This window comes from Ruegeria sp. YTSC003, assembly GCF_059609785.1.
The window spans coordinates 93,367-115,613 of record NZ_JBXWMK010000003.1; the positions used below are offsets into that span (position 1 = coordinate 93,367).

General features: G+C 58.1%; 20 protein-coding genes. 7 read left to right on the top strand and 13 right to left on the bottom strand.

Features of this window, described 5'->3' with window-relative positions:
* Positions 1-3: 3 nt before the first annotated feature.
* A complete protein-coding gene (locus AC2FFH_RS07470; protein WP_496844109.1) occupies positions 4-720 on the top strand; it encodes an alpha/beta fold hydrolase in 717 nt (238 codons plus the stop codon).
* On the opposite strand, the gene AC2FFH_RS07475 is transcribed toward AC2FFH_RS07470, so the two are convergent.
* Both AC2FFH_RS07475 and phaZ read right to left on the bottom strand, forming a co-directional pair.
* Positions 711-1,295, bottom strand: coding sequence for a DUF6151 family protein (locus AC2FFH_RS07475; protein ID WP_496741113.1), 585 nt, complete (start codon positions 1,293-1,295; stop codon positions 711-713). The genes AC2FFH_RS07470 and AC2FFH_RS07475 overlap by 10 nt on opposite strands.
* Positions 1,296-1,300: 5 nt before the next feature.
* Positions 1,301-2,572, bottom strand: coding sequence for a polyhydroxyalkanoate depolymerase (gene phaZ / locus AC2FFH_RS07480; RefSeq protein ID WP_496723867.1), 1,272 nt, complete (start codon positions 2,570-2,572; stop codon positions 1,301-1,303).
* Positions 2,573-2,682: 110 nt separating this feature from the next.
* Between phaZ and AC2FFH_RS07485 the strand changes: the two genes are divergently transcribed.
* From AC2FFH_RS07485 to AC2FFH_RS07500, 4 genes are all read left to right on the top strand, one after another.
* Complete coding sequence (locus AC2FFH_RS07485) at positions 2,683-4,488, top strand: PHA/PHB synthase family protein (protein WP_496766897.1); 1,806 nt, start codon at positions 2,683-2,685, stop codon at positions 4,486-4,488.
* A gap of 132 nt (positions 4,489-4,620) precedes the next feature.
* On the top strand, positions 4,621-5,067 hold the full coding sequence (locus AC2FFH_RS07490; protein WP_058274073.1) for a phasin family protein: 447 nt from the start codon (positions 4,621-4,623) through the stop codon (positions 5,065-5,067).
* Between the two features lie 135 nt (positions 5,068-5,202).
* The gene (phaR, locus tag AC2FFH_RS07495) at positions 5,203-5,757 is read left to right on the top strand and encodes a polyhydroxyalkanoate synthesis repressor PhaR (protein WP_496723607.1); all 555 of its coding nucleotides are present in this window, start codon (positions 5,203-5,205) and stop codon (positions 5,755-5,757) included.
* A gap of 11 nt (positions 5,758-5,768) precedes the next feature.
* The gene (locus AC2FFH_RS07500; RefSeq protein WP_496844112.1) at positions 5,769-6,527 is read left to right on the top strand and encodes a trypsin-like serine peptidase; all 759 of its coding nucleotides are present in this window, start codon (positions 5,769-5,771) and stop codon (positions 6,525-6,527) included.
* 6 nt (positions 6,528-6,533) lie between these two features.
* On the opposite strand, the gene AC2FFH_RS07505 is transcribed toward AC2FFH_RS07500, so the two are convergent.
* From AC2FFH_RS07505 to AC2FFH_RS07535, 7 genes are all read right to left on the bottom strand, one after another.
* The gene (locus tag AC2FFH_RS07505; protein WP_496766899.1) at positions 6,534-7,748 is read right to left on the bottom strand and encodes a DegT/DnrJ/EryC1/StrS family aminotransferase; all 1,215 of its coding nucleotides are present in this window, start codon (positions 7,746-7,748) and stop codon (positions 6,534-6,536) included.
* 113 nt (positions 7,749-7,861) lie between these two features.
* Positions 7,862-9,166 carry an NAD(P)/FAD-dependent oxidoreductase gene (locus AC2FFH_RS07510; protein ID WP_496844114.1) on the bottom strand — a complete coding sequence of 435 codons (1,305 nt, stop codon included), beginning with the start codon at positions 9,164-9,166 and terminating at the stop codon, positions 7,862-7,864.
* Positions 9,167-9,174: 8 nt separating this feature from the next.
* Complete coding sequence (locus tag AC2FFH_RS07515; protein ID WP_496844116.1) at positions 9,175-10,533, bottom strand: glutamine synthetase family protein; 1,359 nt, start codon at positions 10,531-10,533, stop codon at positions 9,175-9,177.
* Complete coding sequence (locus AC2FFH_RS07520) at positions 10,533-11,213, bottom strand: type 1 glutamine amidotransferase (protein ID WP_496766902.1); 681 nt, start codon at positions 11,211-11,213, stop codon at positions 10,533-10,535. Before AC2FFH_RS07520 ends, AC2FFH_RS07515 begins: the two co-directional genes overlap by 1 nt.
* Positions 11,214-11,272: 59 nt before the next feature.
* Positions 11,273-12,592, bottom strand: a complete 1,320-nt coding sequence (locus AC2FFH_RS07525) for a glutamine synthetase family protein (protein ID WP_496844118.1) — start codon at positions 12,590-12,592, stop codon at positions 11,273-11,275.
* 130 nt (positions 12,593-12,722) lie between these two features.
* A complete protein-coding gene (locus AC2FFH_RS07530; protein ID WP_496844120.1) occupies positions 12,723-14,909 on the bottom strand; it encodes a xanthine dehydrogenase family protein molybdopterin-binding subunit in 2,187 nt (728 codons plus the stop codon).
* Positions 14,910-14,912: 3 nt separating this feature from the next.
* Positions 14,913-15,377, bottom strand: coding sequence for a (2Fe-2S)-binding protein (locus tag AC2FFH_RS07535; protein ID WP_496777622.1), 465 nt, complete (start codon positions 15,375-15,377; stop codon positions 14,913-14,915).
* A gap of 140 nt (positions 15,378-15,517) precedes the next feature.
* Between AC2FFH_RS07535 and AC2FFH_RS07540 the strand changes: the two genes are divergently transcribed.
* Positions 15,518-16,120: a TetR/AcrR family transcriptional regulator gene (locus AC2FFH_RS07540; protein ID WP_496737727.1), complete on the top strand. Its 603-nt coding sequence runs from the start codon at positions 15,518-15,520 to the stop codon at positions 16,118-16,120.
* A 62-nt stretch (positions 16,121-16,182) separates the two neighbouring features.
* Here the strand turns inward: AC2FFH_RS07540 and AC2FFH_RS07545 are convergent, their stop codons facing one another.
* From AC2FFH_RS07545 to AC2FFH_RS07560, 4 genes are read right to left on the bottom strand one after another with little or no spacing between them, the layout of a single operon-like run.
* Complete coding sequence (locus tag AC2FFH_RS07545) at positions 16,183-16,959, bottom strand: heme ABC transporter ATP-binding protein (RefSeq protein WP_496766906.1); 777 nt, start codon at positions 16,957-16,959, stop codon at positions 16,183-16,185.
* Between the two features lie 3 nt (positions 16,960-16,962).
* Complete coding sequence (locus AC2FFH_RS07550) at positions 16,963-18,039, bottom strand: FecCD family ABC transporter permease (RefSeq protein ID WP_496766907.1); 1,077 nt, start codon at positions 18,037-18,039, stop codon at positions 16,963-16,965.
* Positions 18,036-18,911: a heme/hemin ABC transporter substrate-binding protein gene (locus tag AC2FFH_RS07555; protein ID WP_496844123.1), complete on the bottom strand. Its 876-nt coding sequence runs from the start codon at positions 18,909-18,911 to the stop codon at positions 18,036-18,038. The genes AC2FFH_RS07550 and AC2FFH_RS07555 overlap by 4 nt, the downstream gene beginning before the upstream one ends.
* Positions 18,911-19,966, bottom strand: a complete 1,056-nt coding sequence (locus AC2FFH_RS07560) for a hemin-degrading factor (protein WP_496766909.1) — start codon at positions 19,964-19,966, stop codon at positions 18,911-18,913. The genes AC2FFH_RS07555 and AC2FFH_RS07560 overlap by 1 nt, the downstream gene beginning before the upstream one ends.
* 233 nt (positions 19,967-20,199) lie before the next feature.
* Between AC2FFH_RS07560 and AC2FFH_RS07565 the strand changes: the two genes are divergently transcribed.
* Positions 20,200-22,230, top strand: a complete 2,031-nt coding sequence (locus AC2FFH_RS07565) for a TonB-dependent receptor domain-containing protein (protein WP_496844125.1) — start codon at positions 20,200-20,202, stop codon at positions 22,228-22,230.
* Positions 22,231-22,247: the final 17 nt, after the last annotated feature.

Below are 22,247 nucleotides of genomic sequence, written 5' to 3' on the forward strand. Positions count from 1 at the left end.
CGATTGATCGAGCCGTTGGTTCTATTGCCCGGATTGATGTGCGATTCTAGGGTGTTCGCCCCTCAGATCGCCCACTTTTCTCGTCAACGCGCGGTCACGGTTGCACCAGTTTCGTTGGGCGAGCGGATTGAAGAGATCGCATCGGGCCTTTTGGATCAACTGCCCCATCGTTTCGCGCTGGCCGGGTTGAACATGGGCGGCGCCGTGGCCTTGGAACTTGTTCGCCGTGCACCCGACCGAATCTCGCGCCTGTGTCTGATGGCGACGGATGCGCAGGCCGACACGCCCCAGATCGCAGCAACGCGAGAAGAGCATATGGTCGGCGCGAAGGCCGGACGGCTTGAAGAGGTGATGCGAAAAATCATTGGGTCAGACACACTGGCCCCAGGGCCAAGACGCGTTCCTATCCAAAATGACGTGATAACAATGGCTCTGGACCAGGGGCCGGATGTCTTTGACCGGCAGATGCGCGCTTTGCAGCGGCGCGCTGATCAGCAAGGGGCGCTGAGGACGATCAAGTGCCCCACGCTGGTGCTGTGTGGGGCGCGTGACCTGCTGTCACCTGTGCGCAAACACGCCTTTATGGCGGAATTGATCCCGGATGCCGAACTGAAAGTGGTTGAGGACGCGGGACATTTGCCAACCCTCGAGACCCCTCAGGTCGTCAATGAAGCGCTTGAGAACTGGTTAAGCACACCTGCGCGAACCACCTACGGATAAAGGGCTGCGCGTTCGGATTTGCTGAGGATCACAGGCTCGGCAACCGGGTCAAAAGTGCCTGGGTCGAAGAAGGGTGTGTTCTTCCAACTGCCTGACACCCGCGATTTCGCGACACGGGTCACTAGCCCATATACGGCTGACCCAATCTTTTCATGGGTCTGTTTGCCGTGTCCTGTGGGGATAAACCCGCGCGTGGTGATCGGCCCCAACCCACTTGGGTCGGGGATACGTTTGACGATAAAACCCGCGAATGGGAACTTCGGCGTTGTTGGTGTGGTCGCCAGTGGCGCATTGCAGCAACTGGCATACCAGCGCATCATCCCTTTGGGGCTTAGTTGCATCAGCGCGAGATGCTCTGCGCCACCGTCGAAATGGATCTCTTCCGGAAGCATCTGCAGGATTTCAACAGGACCGGGGGCAGGATCGGGTTGCCCAAAGTACAATTGCGCCGCGCGGCAATCGTGACAGTAGCACACGACATGTGTGCCGTGTTTCACGCCTGCGGCGCTGATCCGTCCATGTAGGGAACCGCAAGAGCAGGAAAACGGGGTATCTTTCACCGTCTTCCTGCTCATCGTTTTCAGGCCACTTTGTTTTTGTTTGCCGCGCGACGCTGTGGTTTGCGCGTGTTGGCGTTCATGAAGTCGATCACAAGCGGCCGGATATTGTCGCGCCAGCTGCGCCCCGCGAAGATGCCGTAATGGCCGGCGCCGGGTTCGACATGACTTGCCTTTTTGTTGGCCGGCAAGCCGGTGCACAACTCAAGAGCGGCGATACACTGACCTGGGGCCGAGATGTCATCGTTTGCGCCTTCGACCGATTTGACCGCAACATCAGTGATTTTGCCGATATCGACTTTGTGCCCCGCAACAATGAACTCGTTGCGCGCGATTTCGCGGTTTTTGAAAACGCGCTCGACTGTGGACAGGTAAAACTCGGCTGGCATATCCATAACGGCCAGATATTCATCGTAGAACCTGTTATGGGCATCGTGATCCGATGCTTCACCCCGCATCACGCGCTGGATCTGATCTGTAAACGCCTTGGAGTGGCGGTCTGCATTCATTGACATGAAAGAGGCAAGCTGCAGTAGTCCGGGATAGACCATGCGCCCAACGCCTTTATATTTGAAGCCCACGCGTTGGATCATGGTTTCTTCCAACTGTCCCATGGTGACGCGGCGGCCGAAATCTGTCACGTCGGTCGGAGTGGCGTCAGGGTCAACCGGCCCACCGATCAGGGTCAGTGTGCTTGGCTGGGCTTTGGGTTCAACCTCGGCCAGATATGCGGTCGCGGCCAGGGTCAGCGGAGCGGGTTGGCAAACGGCGACGACATGTGTGTCCGGGCCCAGTTCCTTCATAAAATCGACAAGGTAGAGCGTGTAATCCTCGACATCGAACTTGCCTTCGGAAACGGGAATATCACGCGCATTATGCCAATCAGTTACGTAAACCTCGCAATTGACCAGCAGGCTCTTGACTGTCGAGCGCAACAAAGTCGCGTAGTGCCCCGACATAGGTGCAACCAACAGTACCTTACGGGGTTGTTCTTCCCGTCCGTTGACGCGAATATGGATCAGGTCGCCAAATGGGCGCTCCATTACGGGAACAATATCAACAAGGTGGTCTTTGCCATCCTCACACGTGAACGTTCGAATACCCCAGTCCGGCTTTGCGATCATGCGCTGAAACGTGCGCTCGGTCACTTCGCCCCATGCGGCCATCATGCTGAACGCTGGGTTGGGGATCATGGAGAACAGTGGGTAAGACGCCATAGCACTGGCCGTTGCCCCCATCCATTGGTTCGTGTTGCGCATGGTTTCCATAAGGTCGTAGGTCATCATGTAGCGCATATAGGGGGCCTCCTGGCTGCCGGTGTGAGTGTCGGACCATTCGTCGCTTTGTTCCCCAAGCCCACGACGATTATTCTGCATAGCAGCGAGGTTAAGGGGGAATTGTTAAAATGACAACAAGTGAACACCAGACACAGGAGCTATCCCCGGAACACCTTGAGAGGCTTAAAGAAAATATGGACAAGGTGGAGGAGCTTTCGAAGCGGCTTGTTGATGCGATGTCGGGAAAGAAGGGTCATAACCCAGCGTTAGACGGTCCGAATCAAGAGCTTTATGCAAAGGCAGCATCGGCGTATTGGGCTGAGGCGATGCAGAACCCGGCCAAGCTGTTGGAGCAGCAGATCGAGTTCTGGGGCCAGTCTGTTCTGAACTTTGCCGAGGCGCAGCAGGCGCTGGTGAGCGGCGAGGAGGCGGAAGAGGCCGCCTCCGCCCCCCGGGACAAGCGGTTTTCCAACCCTCTGTGGGAGACAAACCCGTATTTCAAATTCATCCGCCAGCAATATCAGACCAATGCCGAAGCCATCGCGCAAGCAGTGGCTTCGGTCGAGGATCTGGATGTGCAGGACAAGCAGCGGCTGGCGTTCTTCTCGCAGCAGATCATCGACATGATGTCTCCGACGAACTTTCTGGCGACCAACCCGGATGCGCTGGAAAAGGCGGTTGAGACGGAAGGCCAGTCACTGATCCAGGGGCTGGAAAACCTCGTGGCCGATCTCGAGGCTAATGACGGTGAGATGGTGGTGAAGCTGGCCGATGACAGCGCCTTTGAGGTTGGCGGCAATATCGCGACAACGCCCGGCGATGTGATCTATCGCAACCGGCTGATGGAGCTGATCCAGTACAAACCGGCGACCGAGACGGTGCACGAAACACCGCTGGTGCTGTTCCCGCCCTGGATCAACAAGTTCTACATTCTGGACCTCAAGGCGCAGAACAGCCTGATCAAATGGGTGACCGAGCAGGGCTATACCCTGTTTGTGGTCAGCTGGGTGAACGCCAATGAATCCCACGCCGATATTGGCATGGAGGATTATATCCAGGAGGGATTCCTGACCGCGATCGAAGAGGTCAAATCGATCTGCAAGGTCAAACAGGTCAACGCTGTCGGTTACTGCATCGCGGGCACCACGCTCAGCCTGACGCTGTCGCTGCTCAAGCAACGCGGCGACAAGTCGATTAAGTCGGCCACGTTCTTCACGGCCCTGACCGACTTTGGAGACCAGGGAGAGTTCACGCCCTTCCTGCAGAACGACTTTGTGGACGGGATCGAGGATCAGATCTCGGAGGACGGTGTACTAAAAGCGTGGATCATCGGGCGCACGATGTCATTTCTGCGCTCAAAGGACCTGATCTATGGGCCTGCGATCCGCAGTTATATGATGGGTGAGACACCGCCCGCGTTTGATCTGCTGTTCTGGAACGGGGACGGGGCCAATCTGCCCGGCCGCATGGCGGTTCAGTACCTGCGCGGCCTATGTCAGCGCAATGACTTCGTCACCGACGGGTTCGAATTGCTGGGGCACAAGCTGCATGTTCGCGACGTGGACGTGCCGCTGATGGCGATCACCTGCGAGACCGATCACATCGCGGCGTGGAAGGCGTGTTATCGCGGAGTGCAGCAGATGGGGTCGCAGTCAAAGACCTTCATCGTCTCGGAATCGGGGCATATCGCCGGAATCGTGAACCCGCCCAGCAAGAAGAAATACGGGCATTACACCAACACCGATTTGAAGGCAGACCCCGAAACCTGGCTAAAAGAGGCCACGTATCACGAAGGGTCCTGGTGGCCCCGGTGGGAGGCTTGGTTGAAGAAGCGGTCAGGCAAACAGGTGCCAGCGCCCACGCCCGGCGATTCGGGCCACCCCAGCTTGGCGCCGGCGCCGGGGACCTATGTACGGGTCAAGGCAAGCGGTTGATTTTAAATTATTTCGTGGAAAAATTCTGCAATGCAGCAAGAAAAATCTTGCAATGCTGCATTGCGGCATCCATATTGTCCTCAAGCTGATGAAAACCGGGGTGGGCCCGGTTCGGCAAAAGGATTTAGGACAATGGCAAAGACGCAAGATTTCACCGCGACCCTGAAAGACGTTATGGGCGCGTTCCCCGTTGACACCACCGCTCTGGAAGGAGCTTTCAAATCGACCGCGACGCTGAACGAAAAGCTGTCGGGTGTTGCACTGGAAGCGGCTGAAAAGTCGGCTGAGATCTCGAACAAATGGACCAAGGACACCCTGGCCAAGCTGACCGAGATGTCGAAAGCCAAGGCAGAGCCTGCAGACTACGCCAAAGCGGCCACCGACTTCGCCAGCGCATCGGCTGAAGTTGCAGCTGAAAACATGGCAGCCTTCGCAGAGATCGCGAAAAAAGTTCAGTCCGAAACCGTTGAGCTGCTGATGGCAGCTGGCAAAGACGTAGCCGAAGACACAACCGCGGCTGTCAAAAAAGCCACCAACGACGTGACCGCAGCTGCCAAGAAAGCAACTGCTGCCAAGTAAGCAAACGCCGCGAGGCGCACCCACTCCTCCCAATCGGTGCTATCGCGCAGGGCAGGTCGAAAGACCTGCCCTTTCTTTTTGTGCTGCGCTCGCATAATCTCTGCTGCAATGCATCATCCTTGGGGAGGGTAAACGGTGTCGGAACAAGAAAAACCACTGTTGATCAAACGTTACGCCAGCCGTCGGCTGTATAACACCGAGACCAGCGACTACGTCACGCTTGAAGACATTGCGTCGTTTATTCGGGACGGGCGCGAAGTACAGATCATAGACCTGAAGTCAGGTGATGATCTGACGCGGCAATATCTGCTGCAAATCATTGCTGAACACGAAAGCCGCGGCGAAAATGTGCTGCCGGTCAATGTGCTGAACGATCTTGTGCGCAGCTACATGCTGCCGGGTGGCGGTGTGATGCCGCAATTCCTACAAAGCTCATTCGAGATGCTGCGGGAAAACCAGAGCAAGATGATGGAAAACATGAGCGCGATGAATCCGATGTCTCAGATGCCGGGATTCGATGCAATTCAGGCGCAGCAGCAAGCATTCCTGAAAGCCATGACAGGTGGTCTGTCCGGCGGATGGTCCGGTCCGGACAAAGACGATGACGCCAAATCCGAGCCCAAGGAAGATTTGGACGACATCAAAAAACAGTTGGCGGAACTGCAGCAAAAGCTGTCCAAGCTTAACTGACGTGGCCCAAGATGCGCTGGTTGATCCTGAGTATCACGCTACTTTGGATGCAACCCGCGTCGTCGCAAGGTGTTTTCTCGGACCAGTGGACCCAAGTTTGTACATTGGGGACACGGGCCGAAGCCGGATGTGATGCGATTCGTGCACGCGAAATTCTTGCGGCCGATCAGCCCCCGTGGCGGGCGATTGGACGTGTTAATTTTGCCAGTCGGGATCAGAAGTCTCACTGCACCGGTGTTCTTGTTTCGGACAATCTTGTCCTGACCGCCGCGCATTGCCTGTACAACACACCGCGTCAGCGGTGGATTCCACCCTCAAGCATCCGTTTCGCCGCCGGTTATCAGCGCGGAGAAGCTGCTGCGGTTTCACGCGTGAAAGGGTATCGGCTCCATCCCGAACAGGGCGTTGAAGGTCGGTTTGATGACAGAGCAGACCTGGATTGGGCGGTTCTGGAACTCAGCGCGCCGATTGGGCAGCAAGTCGGCTATCTGCCGCTGGGGGATGATAGCGCCACTAGCACGTTTGTTGCGGGGTATCCCGGTATCCGGCCCCATGTGCTGAGCAAAACAAAAACCTGCCAACCGCACCGCCATTCAAGCGGGGTTTTGCTGGCGACATGTCCGGTCATGATGGGCGATTCTGGTGCGCCTTTGTTGGTTAGGACGGAAACCGAATTGCAGGTTGTCGGAATCCTATCCCGCGTGGCTGAAACCCCCAAGGGGATCACAGCACTGTTTTTGCCGGTCGATCTGTTTGACCTTGGACCTTAGTCGTCGTCAGGTTCCGTAGACAGGAACCGGGCCTGTAACCTCGCCCACAGACGCCAGCAGGATATCCGAAATCACGTCCAGCTCTTCGCGCGTCAGGCGGACAGGCAGCCGTACGTCGCAGGCTTTCATAAGCATTGTGCGGGTTTGCGGTAGCTCGAACTTTTCCGGCAGGAATTTCCAGTTCCAGAATGCGCGTGCGTTGTCCTGGCTCAGGCCAAAGACCTGAACTTTGACGCCCCGCGCCTCAGCTGCCGCAGCAAAGGCGCGGATTTCGTTGTCGTCCATGTCCACAAGGTTGAACTGAATAGAATCCGGTGCCCGGCGTTCAGGCGCTAGTGGGGCGGGGACATCGATATGGGGCGATGTATTCAGCCGGTCTGCTACATAGTCGTGGTTGGACAGGCCATCACGCACACGACGCGCAAGTTCCGGGATTTGGGGCCGGATCACCGCAGCGCTCAGATTGCTCATCCGCAAATTATAGAGCGGCAATTGGTTCTGCCAGCGAGCAAATGCCTGCTCCAACTCGGGCGAGTTGTCGCCTTGCGGTCCCTTATGCTTCTTCCAGTTATGTTCATACGCGCCCGACATGATCACGGCTTGCGCCACCAGATCGGCGTCGTCGGTGATCAGAATACCGCCTTCGCCCGCGTTGATCATCTTGTAGGACTGAAATGAGAAGCAGCCGATCTTGCCAATCGTTCCGATATTGCGCCCATGCCAGGTTGTGCCCAGCGAGTGCGCCGCGTCCTCGATCACAGGGATGCCGCGCGCGTCACACAGCGCCATGATGGCGTCCATGTCTGAAGTGTGGCCGCGCATGTGGCTGATGATCACGGCCTGAACTCCGTCCAGCTTGGCCTCGAAATCCGACATGTCGATGCGGTAATTCTCACCCACTTCGCACAGCACCGGAATGCAGTCCGCATGCACGACCGAGGACGGAACGGCGGCGAAGGTGAAACCGGGGATCAAAACCCGCGCATCCCGCGGGAGGCCGAGCGCCTTGAGCGACAGGAACAGGGCAGCCGAGCAGGACGAAACGGCCAGCGCGTATTTACTGCCCAGCAGCTTGGCAAACTCGGCCTCAAGCAAGGCAACCGGCGCGTCCTGCGGTGCGGTATAGCGAAACAGATCGCCTGACTGCATCAGGGCGTCGATGGCTTCTTTTGCTGCTGGGGGGATTGGTTCGGCGGCATGAACGTTTGGCGGAAGCGTCATATTTGATTTTCCCAAATTCTATCTTTGGGAAAGTTAAAGCTAAACGAAATGCAAGCCAAGCCCTCATTCGCCCCTAAGGCGAAATTTCACCGATATGCCAAAATTCCTAAAGGTCAGAAACCCAACCGGTCCCGCAGCGCGAACCATGTCATCGCCAGCACCAGCAGAGGGCTGCGCAGGGCAGGGCCTCCTGGAAAGGGCATGGCGGGGACGCGGGCCATCGTGTCGAACCCTTCGGCTTGCCCCCGGATGGCCAGTGCCATCAGTTGGCCCGCATGCGTGGCCGTGCCGACCCCGTGCCCGGAATAACCCGACGCGGAAAGGATATTGGGCGCGATCCGCGTCAGATACGGCATCCGACGCATTGTGATGGCCAGAGTGCCGCCCCAAGCGTAGTCGATCTTTACATCCCTCAAGTGCGGGAAAATCTCGGTCATCGGTTTGCGCACTGTTGCCGTGATGTCACTGGGAAAACGGTAGCCGTAGCTTTCGCCGCCGCCGAACAGCAGGCGGCCATCGGCGCTAAGGCGGAAGTAATTCACCACGAACTTGGTGTCGGCGACAGCCACGTCTTTTGTCAGAACGCGGGCGGCATCCGCGCCCAAAGGCTCGGTCGCGGCGATGAAGTTGTTGATGGGCATGACCTTGGTGGCCACCTTGCGGTTCAGATCGCCGAGATATCCGTTGCAGGCCAGAATGACGTGGTCTGCCGTCACATTGCCCTGCGCGGATTTCACAACGGCTGGGGTGGTTTCTTCGACGCCAAGAACCTCGGTGCTTTCATAGATGCGTACGCCTGCTTTTGCCGCTGCCTGAGCCAGCCCCAACGCAAAATTCAGCGGATGCAGATGCGCCGCGCCCATATCCAGATAGCCGCCCCGATAAGAGGGCGAAGGACACAATGCCTGACCTGCGCCTTCGTCCAGAACCTCCATCTGGTCATAACCATAGCGGTCGGACAGATGTGCCGCGTGATCGTGAAGCTCTTGCTGTTCACCATTGCTGAGGCCCAGAACGGCTACGCCGGGTTTCAGATCACAGTCGATCTGGTGCTTCGCGATCAGGGACTTGACCAGATCTTTTGCGTCTTCGGCTAGGTCCCACAGCTTGGCGGCGTCATCATCGCCGACCAGCCGCTCGAGGTCTTCCTGATCCATCCGCTGTGCGCTGCCCAATTGCCCGCCATTGCGGCCCGAGGCCCCAAAGCCAACGCGGTGCGCCTCAAGCAGAACAACATCGAACCCTGCTTCGGCCAGATGCAATGCGGCGGACAGGCCGGTATACCCGCCGCCGACAATGCAAACATCAGCCTTCACATCGCCGGACAGCGCGGGGAAGCGATCCACCGGATTGGCCGTCGCAGCGTACCAGCTGGCCGGGTACTCGGCCTTGCGGTCATTGGAATAAAGCAGGTTCATCGGGTGCCTCAGACATTCATCAGCAGATGCTCGCGCTCCCACGGAGAGATGACCTGCAGGAATTCCTCGTATTCGGCCCGTTTGACGATGCCATAGACGCGGGCGAACTCAGGGCCCAGAACTTCGTGCAAGGCAGTGGCCTCATCAAACAGGTCCAAAGCGTTGCCCATAACCTGCGGGATATCACCTTCGCCCTCATAGGCGTCACCATAGAATTGGCGGCGCGGGCGCTCTTGCCGGGTCAGGCCCAGATAACCACAGGCCAGAGACAACGCGATGCCCAGATAGGGGTTGCAATCCATGCCGGCGATCCGGTTTTCCACGCGGCGGGCCTCGGGGCCGGACAGGGGTACGCGAATGCCGGTGGTACGGTTGTCGCGCGCCCATTCCAGATTGATCGGCGCGGCGTGGTCTTTCACATAACGGCGGTAGGAATTCACGTATGGGGCCATCACGGCCAGACCAGCTGGCAGGTGGTTCTGCAACCCGGCAATGAAGTTGTAGAACGCATCCGTTTCACCGCCTTGAGGACCGGAAAAGATGTTCTGGCCTGTTTCCATGTCGATAATCGAGTGGTGGATGTGCATGGCCGAGCCCGGCTCATCCTCGATCGGTTTCGCCATGAAGGTAGCAAAGCAGTTGTGGCGCAGCGCGGCCTCGCGGATCAGACGTTTGAAGTAGAACACTTCGTCAGCCAGCTTGACCGGGTCGCCATGGCGCAGGTTAATCTCCAACTGACCCGCGCCGCCTTCCTGCGTGATGCCGTCAATCTCGAACCCTTGATGTTCAGCAAAATCATAGATGTCGTCGATCACAGGTCCGAACTCGTCCACCGCGGTCATCGAATAGGCCTGCCGCGCGGCTGCCGGACGACCCGAACGGCCCATCATCGGTTTGATGCCCTGTGCCGGGTCGACATTGGGGGCGACCAGAAAGAACTCCATTTCCGGTGCTACGACCGGTTTCCATCCCTTGTCATGATACAGCTGCACGACGCGTTTCAGAACATTTCGCGGGCTGAAAGGGATCGGCTTATCGTCCCGATCGTAGGCGTCGTGAATAACCTGCAATGTCCAGTCACCCGTCCACGGCGCGGCAGATACGGTCGAGAAATCAGGTTTCAAGATCATGTCCCGCTCGATAAAGCCGTCTTCACCCGCTGCTTCGCCCCAATCGCCGGTGATGGTTTGATAAAAGATGCTGTCGGGCAGGTGGAAATAAGTCTGCCGCGCGAACTTGCTGGCAGGTACGGCCTTGCCGCGCGCAATGCCCGGCAAGTCCGAGATGATGCATTCGACCTCATCCAGCCGGTGGCCGGAGATATAGGTTCTTGCTGCTTCTGGCAGCTGGTCTGTCCAGTCGGCCATCAGGCCCTCTCTTTCTTCAGAAATTCTGCCATGTGCCGTCCGATGGTCGCGTTGTCGTCGGGGCCGGGCAGCCGGTTAGCGGCAGCTTCCATCAACGGGTCGGGAACCACACCCTTGCCGCGCGTTTCCATCAGGCCCTGGATAAAGGCATCGCCGTATTCCGGGTGGGCCTGCACGGTCCAGATGTTGTCGCCATAACTTACCATCGCATTGCGGCAAAAGTCGTTGGTGCCGATCACACGCGCGCCTTCGGGCAGCTCAACCACCTGATCCTGATGCCAGGCATTCAGGGTGACGGATTGGCCTTCCAAGTCATATTCGGTGCGCCCGACGGCCCAGCCACCGGTGAATTTTTCGACTTTGCCGCCAAGCGCCTGCGCGATGATCTGGTGGCCAAAGCACACACCGATCAGCGGACGGCCGCTGCGTTGAATGGCGCGGATCAGATCCTCGAGCGGTGGTATCCACGCATGATCTTCATACGCGCCATGGCGCGAGCCGGTGATGATCCAGCCATCAGCCTGAAACGCGTCCTTGGGGAATTGGCCGTCTACAACGGCGAAGGTTTCGTAGGTAAAACCGTTGCCGTCCAGCAGCGCGGCAAACATCGCGTCATATTCGCTGAATTTGTCCTGCAGTTCATCAGGTGGATGGCCGGTCAGTAGGATGCCGATTTTCATGGGTCACCAAATTTGATCAAATTTATTCTAGCCCAGCGGATGCGGGCGGGCAAGGGGGCTCATACGGCTTCGACATAACTCAGCCAATGGTTTTCGGATGGACGCTCGGCGAACCGCTTGATTTCCTGTCGCTTGGTCATGGCGAAATAGCGGATCAGGTCGGCCGGAAAGATGCGCGCGACATTGGGGTCTGTTTCGAATGCTGCAATGGCTTGGGTCCAGTCGGCAGCCAATTGCGGCAGCCCGTCGACCTCATAGGCATTGCCCGAAATCGGGGCAGGCGGTTCCGACTGATCTTCGATGCCGTTCATAGCGGCCCCCAGAACAGCGGCCAACATCAGATAGGGGTTGATGTCCCCACCGGCGACGCGGTGTTCGATCCGCCGTGCGGCCGAAGCACCACCGGGAATGCGCACAGCGGCAGTGCGGTTTTCATAGGCCCAGCACGCACCGGTCGGGGCGTGCGCGCCCGGGACCAGGCGCGTGTATGAATTCCCGTGCGGCGCAAAGACAAGCGTACATCCGGGCATCGCGGTCAGGCATCCCGCCACGGCCCAACGCAGTAGATCGGTGCCTTCGGGGCCGCCATTATCGAAAACGTTTCGGCCGTGTTGGTCCACGACCGAGAAATGGACATGCATCCCGTTGCCAGCATCATCGGCGTAGGGTTTCGCCATGAAGGTTGCGGTGAACCCGTGTTTGCGGGCAAGGCCACGCGCCAAGGTCTTGAAAAGCCATGTATCATCGGCACAGCGCATGGCGTTTTGGTGATTCAGGTTGATTTCGAACTGGCCGATACCGCTTTCCGAGATGGCGGTCTGCGCGGGAATATCCATCGCAGCGCACCCGTCATAAAGGTCGGTGAAGAACGCATCGAAGGCATCCATTTCGGCCATCGACAGGACTGCTTCATCCTCCAGTCGTCGCCGGGTCACAGGATTGACCGGCGGCTGCGGATGCGCACCCGAGGCGTCTAGCAAGGTGAACTCCAGCTCTGTCGCCGCAATGACCGACCAGCCGCGCTGTGCATAGCGATCAAGGACAGAGGCAAGTGCATGCCTGGGGTCGCCAGCAAACGGGGTGCCTTCGTCGTCATACAGGCACATGGGGACAAGGGCGGTTTCCGTTTCCAGCCAAGGCACTGGCACCGGGCCGCGGTCGGTCGGAAGCAAGACACCATCTGCGTCACCGGATTCGAATACCAGCGGGCTGCCGTCGATATCCGCGCCCCACAGGTCGACATTCAACGCTGAAAACGGCATGCGCAGCGTGCCTTTGTCCAGCTTGTCGGCGTAAGAGGGCGGCACACGCTTGCCTCGCATCTGACCATTCAGGTCACATGCGGCAATGCGAAAACTGTGCAGGGCGCTCAGATCCATCACTGACTCCATTACTCTGGCTACCCGAGGTGTAATAGAGGAGTGACCTGTTGTCACGAAATTTGATCAAATTTTCTTTGGCTGAGAAAAACCCCGCGCACGTCCAGTGGGACAGGCGCGGGGTTGGCCGTCAGACGAAGCTGACGCCGTTTTCCACCATCGGCAGAGTGGTGACTTTCACGCCGGAAAGCGCCCGGATCGCATTAGCCAGCGCGGGGGCCGAAGGCGGTGTGCCGGGTTCTCCAACACCAGTGGGGGCTTCGGCGGAAGGCACGATATGAACGTCAATCTCGGCAATATCGCCGATGCGCAGCGGTTCATAATCAGGGAAGTTGTACTGATCCACGGCGCCTTGGGTCAGCGTGATCTGATCACGCATGACGTGGCCGATACCATATCCGATACCGCCTTCCATCTGCGCGCGCACCACGTCGGGGTTCACAGCAATCCCGCAATCCACGGCGCATGTGACCATCTCGATCTTGATGCCGTTTTCCGGATCACCGGACACCTCAACAACCTGTGCGGCATAGGACCCAAAGGACTTATGCACCGCGATACCTTGTGCGCGACCCGCAGGAGCATTCCCCCAACCGGCCTTCTCAACAGCCAACTTCAGAACTTCTGCCTTGCGTTGCTGATCCGCGTTGTTGGTATCCGACAGATGGGACAGACGGAACTCTACCGGGTCACGATCTGCGGCCTCGGCAACGGTATCCATCATCGTCTCCATGACATATCCGGTGTGCGTGTGCCCCACCGAGCGCCACCATAGAACCGTTGTTGCCTTGGGGGTGTCGGTTAGACCCAACGCCATTCCGGGGATGTCATACGGGCTGTCGGCAATGCCCTCGACAGAGCTGTGGTCGACGCCGTCATGTACCGCGACGGCCTCAAACGGTGTGCCCTTAATGACCGACTGACCGGCGACCTGATGCTGCCAGCCGACGATTTTGCCATCGGCGTCCAGGCCAACGCGCACCCTGTGTCCGAAGGCAGGGCGGTAGTAACCGCTGCGGATATCATCTTCGCGGGTCCACACCAGTTTGACCGGGCGCGAGCGGTCGGTGACCACAAAGGCCAGCGCGGCCTCAACCTGATAATCCGCATCTGGCGTCGCCCGCCGTCCAAAGGATCCGCCGGCCAGCATTGTTTTGATGTGAATCTTTTCTGGCGGCAGTTGGAAGATCTGCTGATAGGCCATATGCGGGCCGGTCGGCATCTGGGCACCATCGTGCAGGACAATGTCACCTTCGGCAGTTTGCTCGATGGTGCAGTTCAACGGTTCCATCGGGGCATGTGCCAAAAGCGGGAAATAGAAGGTCTTTTCAACGACCTTGTCCGCGCTATCAATGGCCGCGGACACCGCTGCGACATCCGCCTTGTTCACGTTATACGTGGCTTCGGCGTCCAGAGCGGCCATGATTTCGGCCTTGATCTGGTCCGAGTCGCGGGTCTCTGATCCGGACATGTCCCAGTCTACCTCAAGCGCGTCGCGCGCCTGAATGGCGGCCCAGGTGTTGTCGGCATAGACAGCGACACCAGCCTGATTGGGCAGGATGGCGGCACTGATATAGCCTTTGACCTCTTTTGACGCGCTGTCGTCAAAGCCGCTTGCGATGCCACCCTTCGATTCAGGGCGCTTGATCATGGCGACCATCTGGTTCGGCAGATGGACGTCCATCGCGTACATTGCCTGACCGTTGCCCTTGATGGCCGAATCCTTGCGGCGCACCGTTTCGTTTCCGATCAGACGGAACTCTGACGGGTCTTTCAGGCGCGGCTCGGCCGGGGCCTCCAGTTGAGAGGCCGCGGCCACGAATTCAGCGATTGGGGCCGATTTGTCGCCTGCCTTGACGATACCTTCCTCAATGGTGATGCCGGATGCGTCCAGGCCCCAGCTTTGCGCGGCGGCATTGATCAGCATCTCACGCGCCGCCGCACCTGCCTGACGGTATTGCATCCACGAATTCGCCATTGCGGTTGATCCGCCAGTGCCCTGGAAGGGACCGAACAGCAGGTTGTTATAGACCTGCGGGTTGGATGGCGCGAATTCGTATTCGATCTGGTCCATGGTCAGGCCGATTTCCTCTGCGATCAGCGTCGGCAGCCCGGTTGCCGGACCTTGGCCCTTTTCAAAGTGTTTTACGATGGCTGTAACAGTGCCGTCGGCATCGATCTTCACGAATGGGTTGAATTGAGCGGCCTCTGACGAAGCAGCCGCCAGCGCCCCATCAGGGTGAGCGCCAACCAGCAGTACGGCACCGGCAGCAGCGGCACCTTTCAGAAATCCACGGCGGGAGGTGTTGATGGTCATGGATCAGGCCTCCAGAATTTCAGATGCGCGCTGGATGCCGGCGCGAATGCGTTGATAGGTGGCGCAACGGCAGGCGTTGCCATGCATGTAATCGTCAATCTCTTCGACGCTGGGTTTGGGGTTTTCGGACAATAGTCCAACCGCCGACATCACCTGACCCGACTGGCAATAGCCGCACTGGACCACGTCCAGCTCGACCCAAGCTTGTTGAATGGCCGCGCCGATTTTTTCGTCTCCAACCGCCTCGATTGTAGTGATCTCGGCATCTTCGACATCTTCGATATAAGTCTGGCACGAGCGCACAGGCTCGCCGTTCAGGTGCACGGTGCACGCTCCGCAAGATGCGACACCGCAGCCGAATTTGGTTCCGGTCAGCTTAAGCTCGTCCCGGATCACCCATAGCAGGGGCGTGCCGGGTTCGGCGTCGACCGAGTGGGTTTCGCCGTTCAGTTTTAATGTCAGTGCCATGAGGGGGCTCTCCGTGTTGGGCTGGTTACCTGAGTCGGTAAACTGGCGGGTTTACACTAGGCCAGAAATCCGCGCGTGTAAACTGGAGAGTTTACGTAGTGTTTGACCTTGATCTGTCAATGGGTCTATAGCTTTAAAATATGAACGAATGCACAGCGCCGAATGCGTCCAAACATGCCCAGATCATCGAAGCGGCCGTAGCGGAATTCCAAGAAAAGGGGTTCGCCGCTGCCAGCATGGATCGCATTTCTGCGCAGGCCGAAGTGTCCAAGCGCACGCTGTACAAGTACTTTGAAAGCAAGGAAAACCTGTTTAGATCCATCGTGTTGGAACTGTCTAACCGGTTCGCGGCCGTTCGGGACATCCGCTATGAAAAAGGGCGCGACATTCGTAAACAGCTGACCGATCTGGCCTGGGCCGAGGGGCGCATTCTGATGCTGCCCGAAGTGATGGCGATGGCGCGGATGGTGATCAGCGAAACCCTGCGCAACCCTGATCTTGCTGCCGCTGCGCAAGGCAAACTGGACAAAACAGCGATCTTTATCGAGATGCTGAGGGATGCAGCCGAAGACGGGCAGTTGCGGATCGAAAACCCCGAACAGGCGGGACAGGAATTCATCGGCCTGATTAAGTCCAGAGCTTTCTGGCCCATGGTTTTCACTGGTAATGTTCTGAATGAAGCCGAGATGACCGCGACCATAGAAAGCAGCGTCGCCATGATCCTCAGTCGCTATGGCGTCTAGGTTCAATGCAACGACGGGGCGCGCATCTAAGTCTAAAGAAAATGCCCGCCACAGTATTGTTCTTAAGCCGTCATGGCCTGCGGTAGAATGAACGGAACTTGAGCCTTAGGAAGGGTGCTGACCGGCAAGTCGATACCATAAACCTGCTGCATAGTCTGGTCGTTCAGGATCGCAGTTGGTGTGCCTGAGCCCCAAACAGATCCTTCCGATATGACGTACACATAGTCGGCAAACAGCGCCGTCAGGTTCAGGTCGTGCATAACCACAACAACGCCGCCGCCTTGTGTGGCGAAGTTTCTTGCGACGCCCAGCACAGTGAACTGATGCGCAATGTCCAGGCTTGCAACGGGTTCGTCCAGCAACAGCCATCTGGGTTGATCGTGGTATGTCGCGTCCCAGACTTGGGTCAGAACGCGGGCAAGCTGAACCCGTTGCTGCTCACCCCCCGAAAGGTTCTGATAAGACCGGTGCTCAAACCCAGCGAGGTCGACATAGGCCAGGGCCTGCGCTGGCAGACTGTCATCCGCCGCTGCTAGCCCGTTTGCTAGGCCCAGCCGGACGATCTCGAGCACGGTGAAGGGAAATGCAACGGTTGACGATTGCGGGAGAACCCCGCGCATTGCAGCCAATTGCCAAGGCTTCAGCTCGGACATGCTGTGCCCGTTCAGAGAAATCGCTCCATAAGATTCAAGTTCGCCTGATAAGGCTTTGAGTAACGTAGATTTTCCCGAGCCATTCGGGCCGATGATGGCTGTAACTTTTCCGGGTTCTGCGTCAAAGTCCACGCCGTGGAGAATCTCCTTACGGCCGAGTTTGACGTGTATGTTTTCGCCCTTCATCACTTACATTCCCATTGTTCCGTGACGCCGCAGCAGAATCCACAGGAAGACCGGTGCGCCTAAGATTGCAGTTACGATGCCAATCGGCAGTTCGGCCGGTGCCACGATCAGGCGACTGATCATGTCTGCACACAGCAGTAAGCTAGCCCCTAACAGGGCCGAGTTCATCAACAGGCGGTGGTGGTCCGGTCCGGTCGCCAACCGCAGCAGATGCGGCACAACGATACCGATGAAGCTAATGCCTCCGGAGACTGCGACGGCGGCTCCGGTCGCGCCGGCCACGGCCAGAATGGCGATGTTTTTGCTGCGCTGAACCGGGATTCCCATGTGGTGCGCCACGGCTTCGCCCATCGCCATGCCGTTCAGCGCACGGGCAAGGAACTGGGCCGTGAACACGGAAATCAAGATGATCGGAGCGGCCGTGGCTGCTTTGGTCCATGTTGCGCCGGCCAGCGAGCCCATGCCCCAGAACGTCAGGTCGCGCAGCTGTTGGTCATCGGCCATGTAGACCAGAACCCCGGACACAGCGCCCGACAGCGCACCCAACGCGATCCCTGCCAACAGCATGGTTGCAACCGATGTTTGCCCGCCTCGTGTTGAAACGCGATAGAGCAGCAAGACGGACGTCCACCCGCCCAGAAATGCCGCCACGGCGACCAAGCTATTACCGACCCAGGCCAGAATGGAGGCGGGCAGGTACGCACCGAGGATGATCGCGGAAATCGCGCCCAGACCGGCACCTGCGCTGACGCCCACAATTCCGGGGTCAGCCAAAGGGTTGCGAAACAGGCCCTGCATCACCACGCCGGAAACCGCCAAAGCGGCGCCGACAAGAACTCCCATCGCCAGCCGGGGCAGTCGGATATCCCACAGGACGATCCGGTCGAGGTCCGACATGTCCCGCCCTGCAATCAGGTCCGTGAATGCTGCGCGAACGGATGCGTCCGACGCGCCGACCGAGATGCTGCAGATGCTGGTGAAGACCAACAGCGCCATAAGGGCCAGAGTGACTCGGCGCGCCGTCACCCGCCGGTCGCGCCCGGCCACGTTCAGGCCATCGTGATCCATTGCAAGGGTCATGAGCCGCTTCTTCTCTGCAATTCCGCCGACAGATCAGCAATCGCCTCGGCCGTTCGGGGGCCAAAGCCCAGCAGATAGGCCCCCTGCATGCGGATTAGACGTTTTTTCTGTCCAGCGGGCGTTAGCTTGATGGCTGGCATGGCAAACAGGTCTTCATTGGCGGTGATGTGGTTGCCTTGTCGATCCATCATCAGAATCACGTCCGGCGCGGTTGTGGCGATCGCTTCGGGTGTCATGGGTTTAAAACCCGATACGTTCCCAGCCGCGTTCACGCCGCCAGCCAGACGGATGATACTGTCCGCCTGTGTGTCCGCGCCGCCAACCATGATGCGATTATCCCGAGCCGACAGGATAAACAGAACCCGGAGTGTGCCGCCCACCGAAGCATCAACTGCATTCGAATGGGCCCCGTCAATCTTGGCACCGGTCTGAGTGGCAAGTTCTTCGGCGGCATCTTCGACACCCAGGGCGGCCCCGACAGCCCGGATTTTTTCCACCACGCCGTCGCGTGAATAGTCCTCACTGATCGAAACGAACGGCACGCCAGCCTCTTTCAGAACCTCTACCGCTTCGGGCGGACCGGATCCTTCCAGCGCCACGATCAGATCGGGTTTCACCGACAAGACCCCTTCGGGGGACAGCGCACGAATATAGCCGACATCGGGCAGGTCCAACACATCAACCGGGTAGGTCGAGGTCCGGTCCCGCCCAACAAGGCGGTCCTGCTGACCCAGGGCATAGACGATCTCTGTCACGGAACTGCCGATGGCGATGATGCGGTTGGGTTCTGGCTCATCTGCTGCGATGGCTGATGTTCCGATCAGCGCGCCGGCTAGCGCGACGACCGACGAAAACCTGCAAAGGGGGCTCATCACGCCACCTCGGTTTCTTTTTTGGATTGCAGGCCTGCCACCAGTTGGTCCCAGGCCGGGCGGTGATCGTTTTCGCCTGAACGGCGACCAAATATCTGCAGAATAAGACCACCTTCGGCATCGAACGCCTCAACTGACACGGCGGGACCGCGTTGGGTGGGTTTGGTCACGGCCCAAACCTCGGCAATATGGTCTGAGCGCAGGTGCAAATTGAAGCGCGGATCAAGCACGTTGAACCACGGACCCATCTGTTTAAGCGTCTCAACCGACCCACCGTGAATTTCGATGCACCCCCGGTTGCCGACGAAGACCATAACCTCAAGCCCTTGGTCTCGGACTTGTTCGAACATTTGGGAAACCGTTGCCGGTTCTAGCGCGCGAACCAGCGGTTCACCAGCGACGCGGTAGGCGCCCAATCGGTTCATCTTGAGCTTTGAGGTCAGACGCAGGAACTGGTGTGTATCCGTCATCTTGGCCCATTCCGATCGCAGAAGTTCGACCTTGTCGGTGTTCACTTTGGCGGCCCCGGTTGGCTTTCGCGGCTCGACACTCAGAGTCTGGGACTGGTCATTCGCCTTCAATTTGCTGACAAGTTCGTCCCAGTGGTTCAGGTCAGAGCCATCGCGCAGAAAGATCTTGTGCACCGCATCTCCGGCGGCATCAAAAACCTGAAGGGATCGCTTTGTCCCTTTGTCCGTTTCTCGTTCGATGGCAAAGGCGTGGACCCATTGGCCGGGGAACATGCGCAGGTCAATCTCTTCGGTCAGAACCATCGAAGCATGCGCACCGGAGTGGTAGTTGTCGTATTGCCCGACCTTTTCAATGACGCAAGAGAGGTTGCGCGTCAGCGCCATGACCTCACCCAGCCCGTTGAGCATCGGGAAGATGTCATCAAGGCTTGCCGAAAGCCGCGTTACGTCGATACCCGCAAACGCCGCAACGAGTTGACCTTCGGTTATTCCAAGTGATTCCGCCAAATCGCGGTCACGTTTTCCGGTGTTTTTAGCATAGGCTGCACGAATTTGATCCGGGGCCAGAAGCACCTGTTCCGTCATGGGTTTTTCCATCTTCGATTGTCATGGGTGTCGGGCTGGCACGGCCACCGTTGAACGCGGTGTACTGCTGGCGGCGGTCGTACGGACGACTAGGAATTTATGTTGACTGTTTTAGTCAGCTTTATTAACGAGCACAAGTCGCCAAAAAAGGCGATTCCAAAAATCATAAAAGACTGACCAAGCCAGCGCGGAGCAAGCATTTCCGGTCCTCTTAAAATTTCGAAGGGACAGAAATGCGTTCGCGTATTCAAAAGATGGGGTTGCTTGGTACGGTGTCGTGCCTGAGCATGGTAGCGGCTGGTGCTTCGGCGCAGGAACAGGATGAAGGCTTCCTGGGCACGCTGGAACTGGGTGAAAGCAAACGGGAAATCCAAACGGATACCGCCGTGCCGGTCACCAATATCGATCAGGAAGAGATCAACGACCGTCAGGCCAACACCGTCGCAGAACTGATTGACACGGTGCCCGGTGTGACGCTGGTCAATGGCTCGACACCGCAAGGGTCGGGGATCAATATCCGTGGGTTCGGTGCCAACGGCACCTTTGGGACCGACCAGAAAGTGCTGATCCTTGTCGATGGGGCAACAACCGGCGCGGAAGAGCTGTATCGGATCGGCAATCAGTTGTTCACTGATCCGCAGCTATACAAAAGCGTTTCAGTCATTCGCGGCACTGTGGGGTCGTTCGAATACGGTTCGGGTGTCGTAGGCGGCGTGGTTCAGTTGGAAACCAAAGACGCGTCAGATTTCACCGGTGGTGAGCCCGGCTTCCGGTTCCGTCAAACGCTGGAAGGGTATTCCAACGGGAACGGCTTTGCCTCGTCGTCCATCCTAGCCTGGCAGCCAAACCGCCAGACCGAATTCCTGTTCAACTACACCTACCGTGATCAGGACGATCAGAAGGACGGCAATGGCGATACGATCGGTAACAGTGCCTTCACGCTGCCGTCGCTTCTGGCAAAGGGTAAATACAGCTTTGGTGACGACCTCGAACACTCGATCACCGCGTCCTATAATCAGTCAACGTCGGAAGAACGCGATGTTCCGTATGACTCGTTCGGCACGACATCGGATTCATTTGGCAACGTAGACCGCGATATCGAAACGAAAATCGGCATTCTGCGGTATCAATACCGCCCGGCTGGCAACGACCTGATCGATCTGGACGTGAACCTCAGCTACTCGGAGCAGGAGATTGACAGCTCTTACGTGCCCGGGTCCTCAAGCCTGGAAGGAACGCCATTCTTCCCAAGCATCCGTGGACTGGCCGACGCGACGCACAACTATGAAACCACGAAGCTGACGATCAAGAATACGTCGTACTTCCAAACCGGCGTCGCCTCGCACGACCTGCGCGCCGGGATCGAAATCATCAATCGCGAGCGTCTGGACGCGCCCTCGGCTCCTGGTGGTACCGATCGTCGTGTCGCACTGTTTGCCGTGGACGATATTCAAATCGGCGATCAGCTGACCATCACTCCGGCGATCCGGTACGAGACGCAGGACATCAAAGGCGACGGTGATGCACCGGCGCCGCGCAATGAAAGCTATGACAACAACGCGCTGATGGGCGGTCTGTCTGCAAGGTACGAATTCGCCAGCGGCTTTGCCGTGTTCGGCAGTGGGGCATACACGGAAAACCTGCCAATCATCGACGATCTGGGTACTCCAGCATACATGACGCAGCCTGAAAAATCGCGTACATGGGAAGCGGGGTTATCATATAACCGTGGCGATGTTTTTGCTGCAGGCGACGTAGTTCGCGCCAAGGTAAATTTCTACAAGACAGATCTGTGGGACATCACGTCCTACGTATCTGGCCGGCCTTCGCGCCCGCTGCAGGAAGTTGAAACCAAAGGCGTCGAAATCGAGGCATCTTATGCCAGCGCCGCTGGGTACTATGTCGACTTCAATGCAAACATCGTCAAAGGGACCGAAACCAGCTCGCTTGGCGTGGACTCACCATGGCGGAACGAGCCGACAGACTCGGCGCGGGTAACAGTCGGCAAACGCTTTGGCGAAACTCTGGACGTCAGCTGGGAGCTGTTCGGCGCCAAATCCGGCATCGACTCAAGCGGAGATCCGGTTGCTGGCTACGGAGTGAACACCCTGCGCGCGACCTATCTGCCGCAGGAAGGCGCGTTTCAAGGTTTCGAAGTTCGCGCAGGCGTCGAGAACATCTTTGACAAGAACTATCTGCCGAACCTTTCGACCCGCAACTCACCGGGCCGGAACTTCAAGCTGACCCTGGCCAAAACCTTCTGATCCATACGAAAGGACCA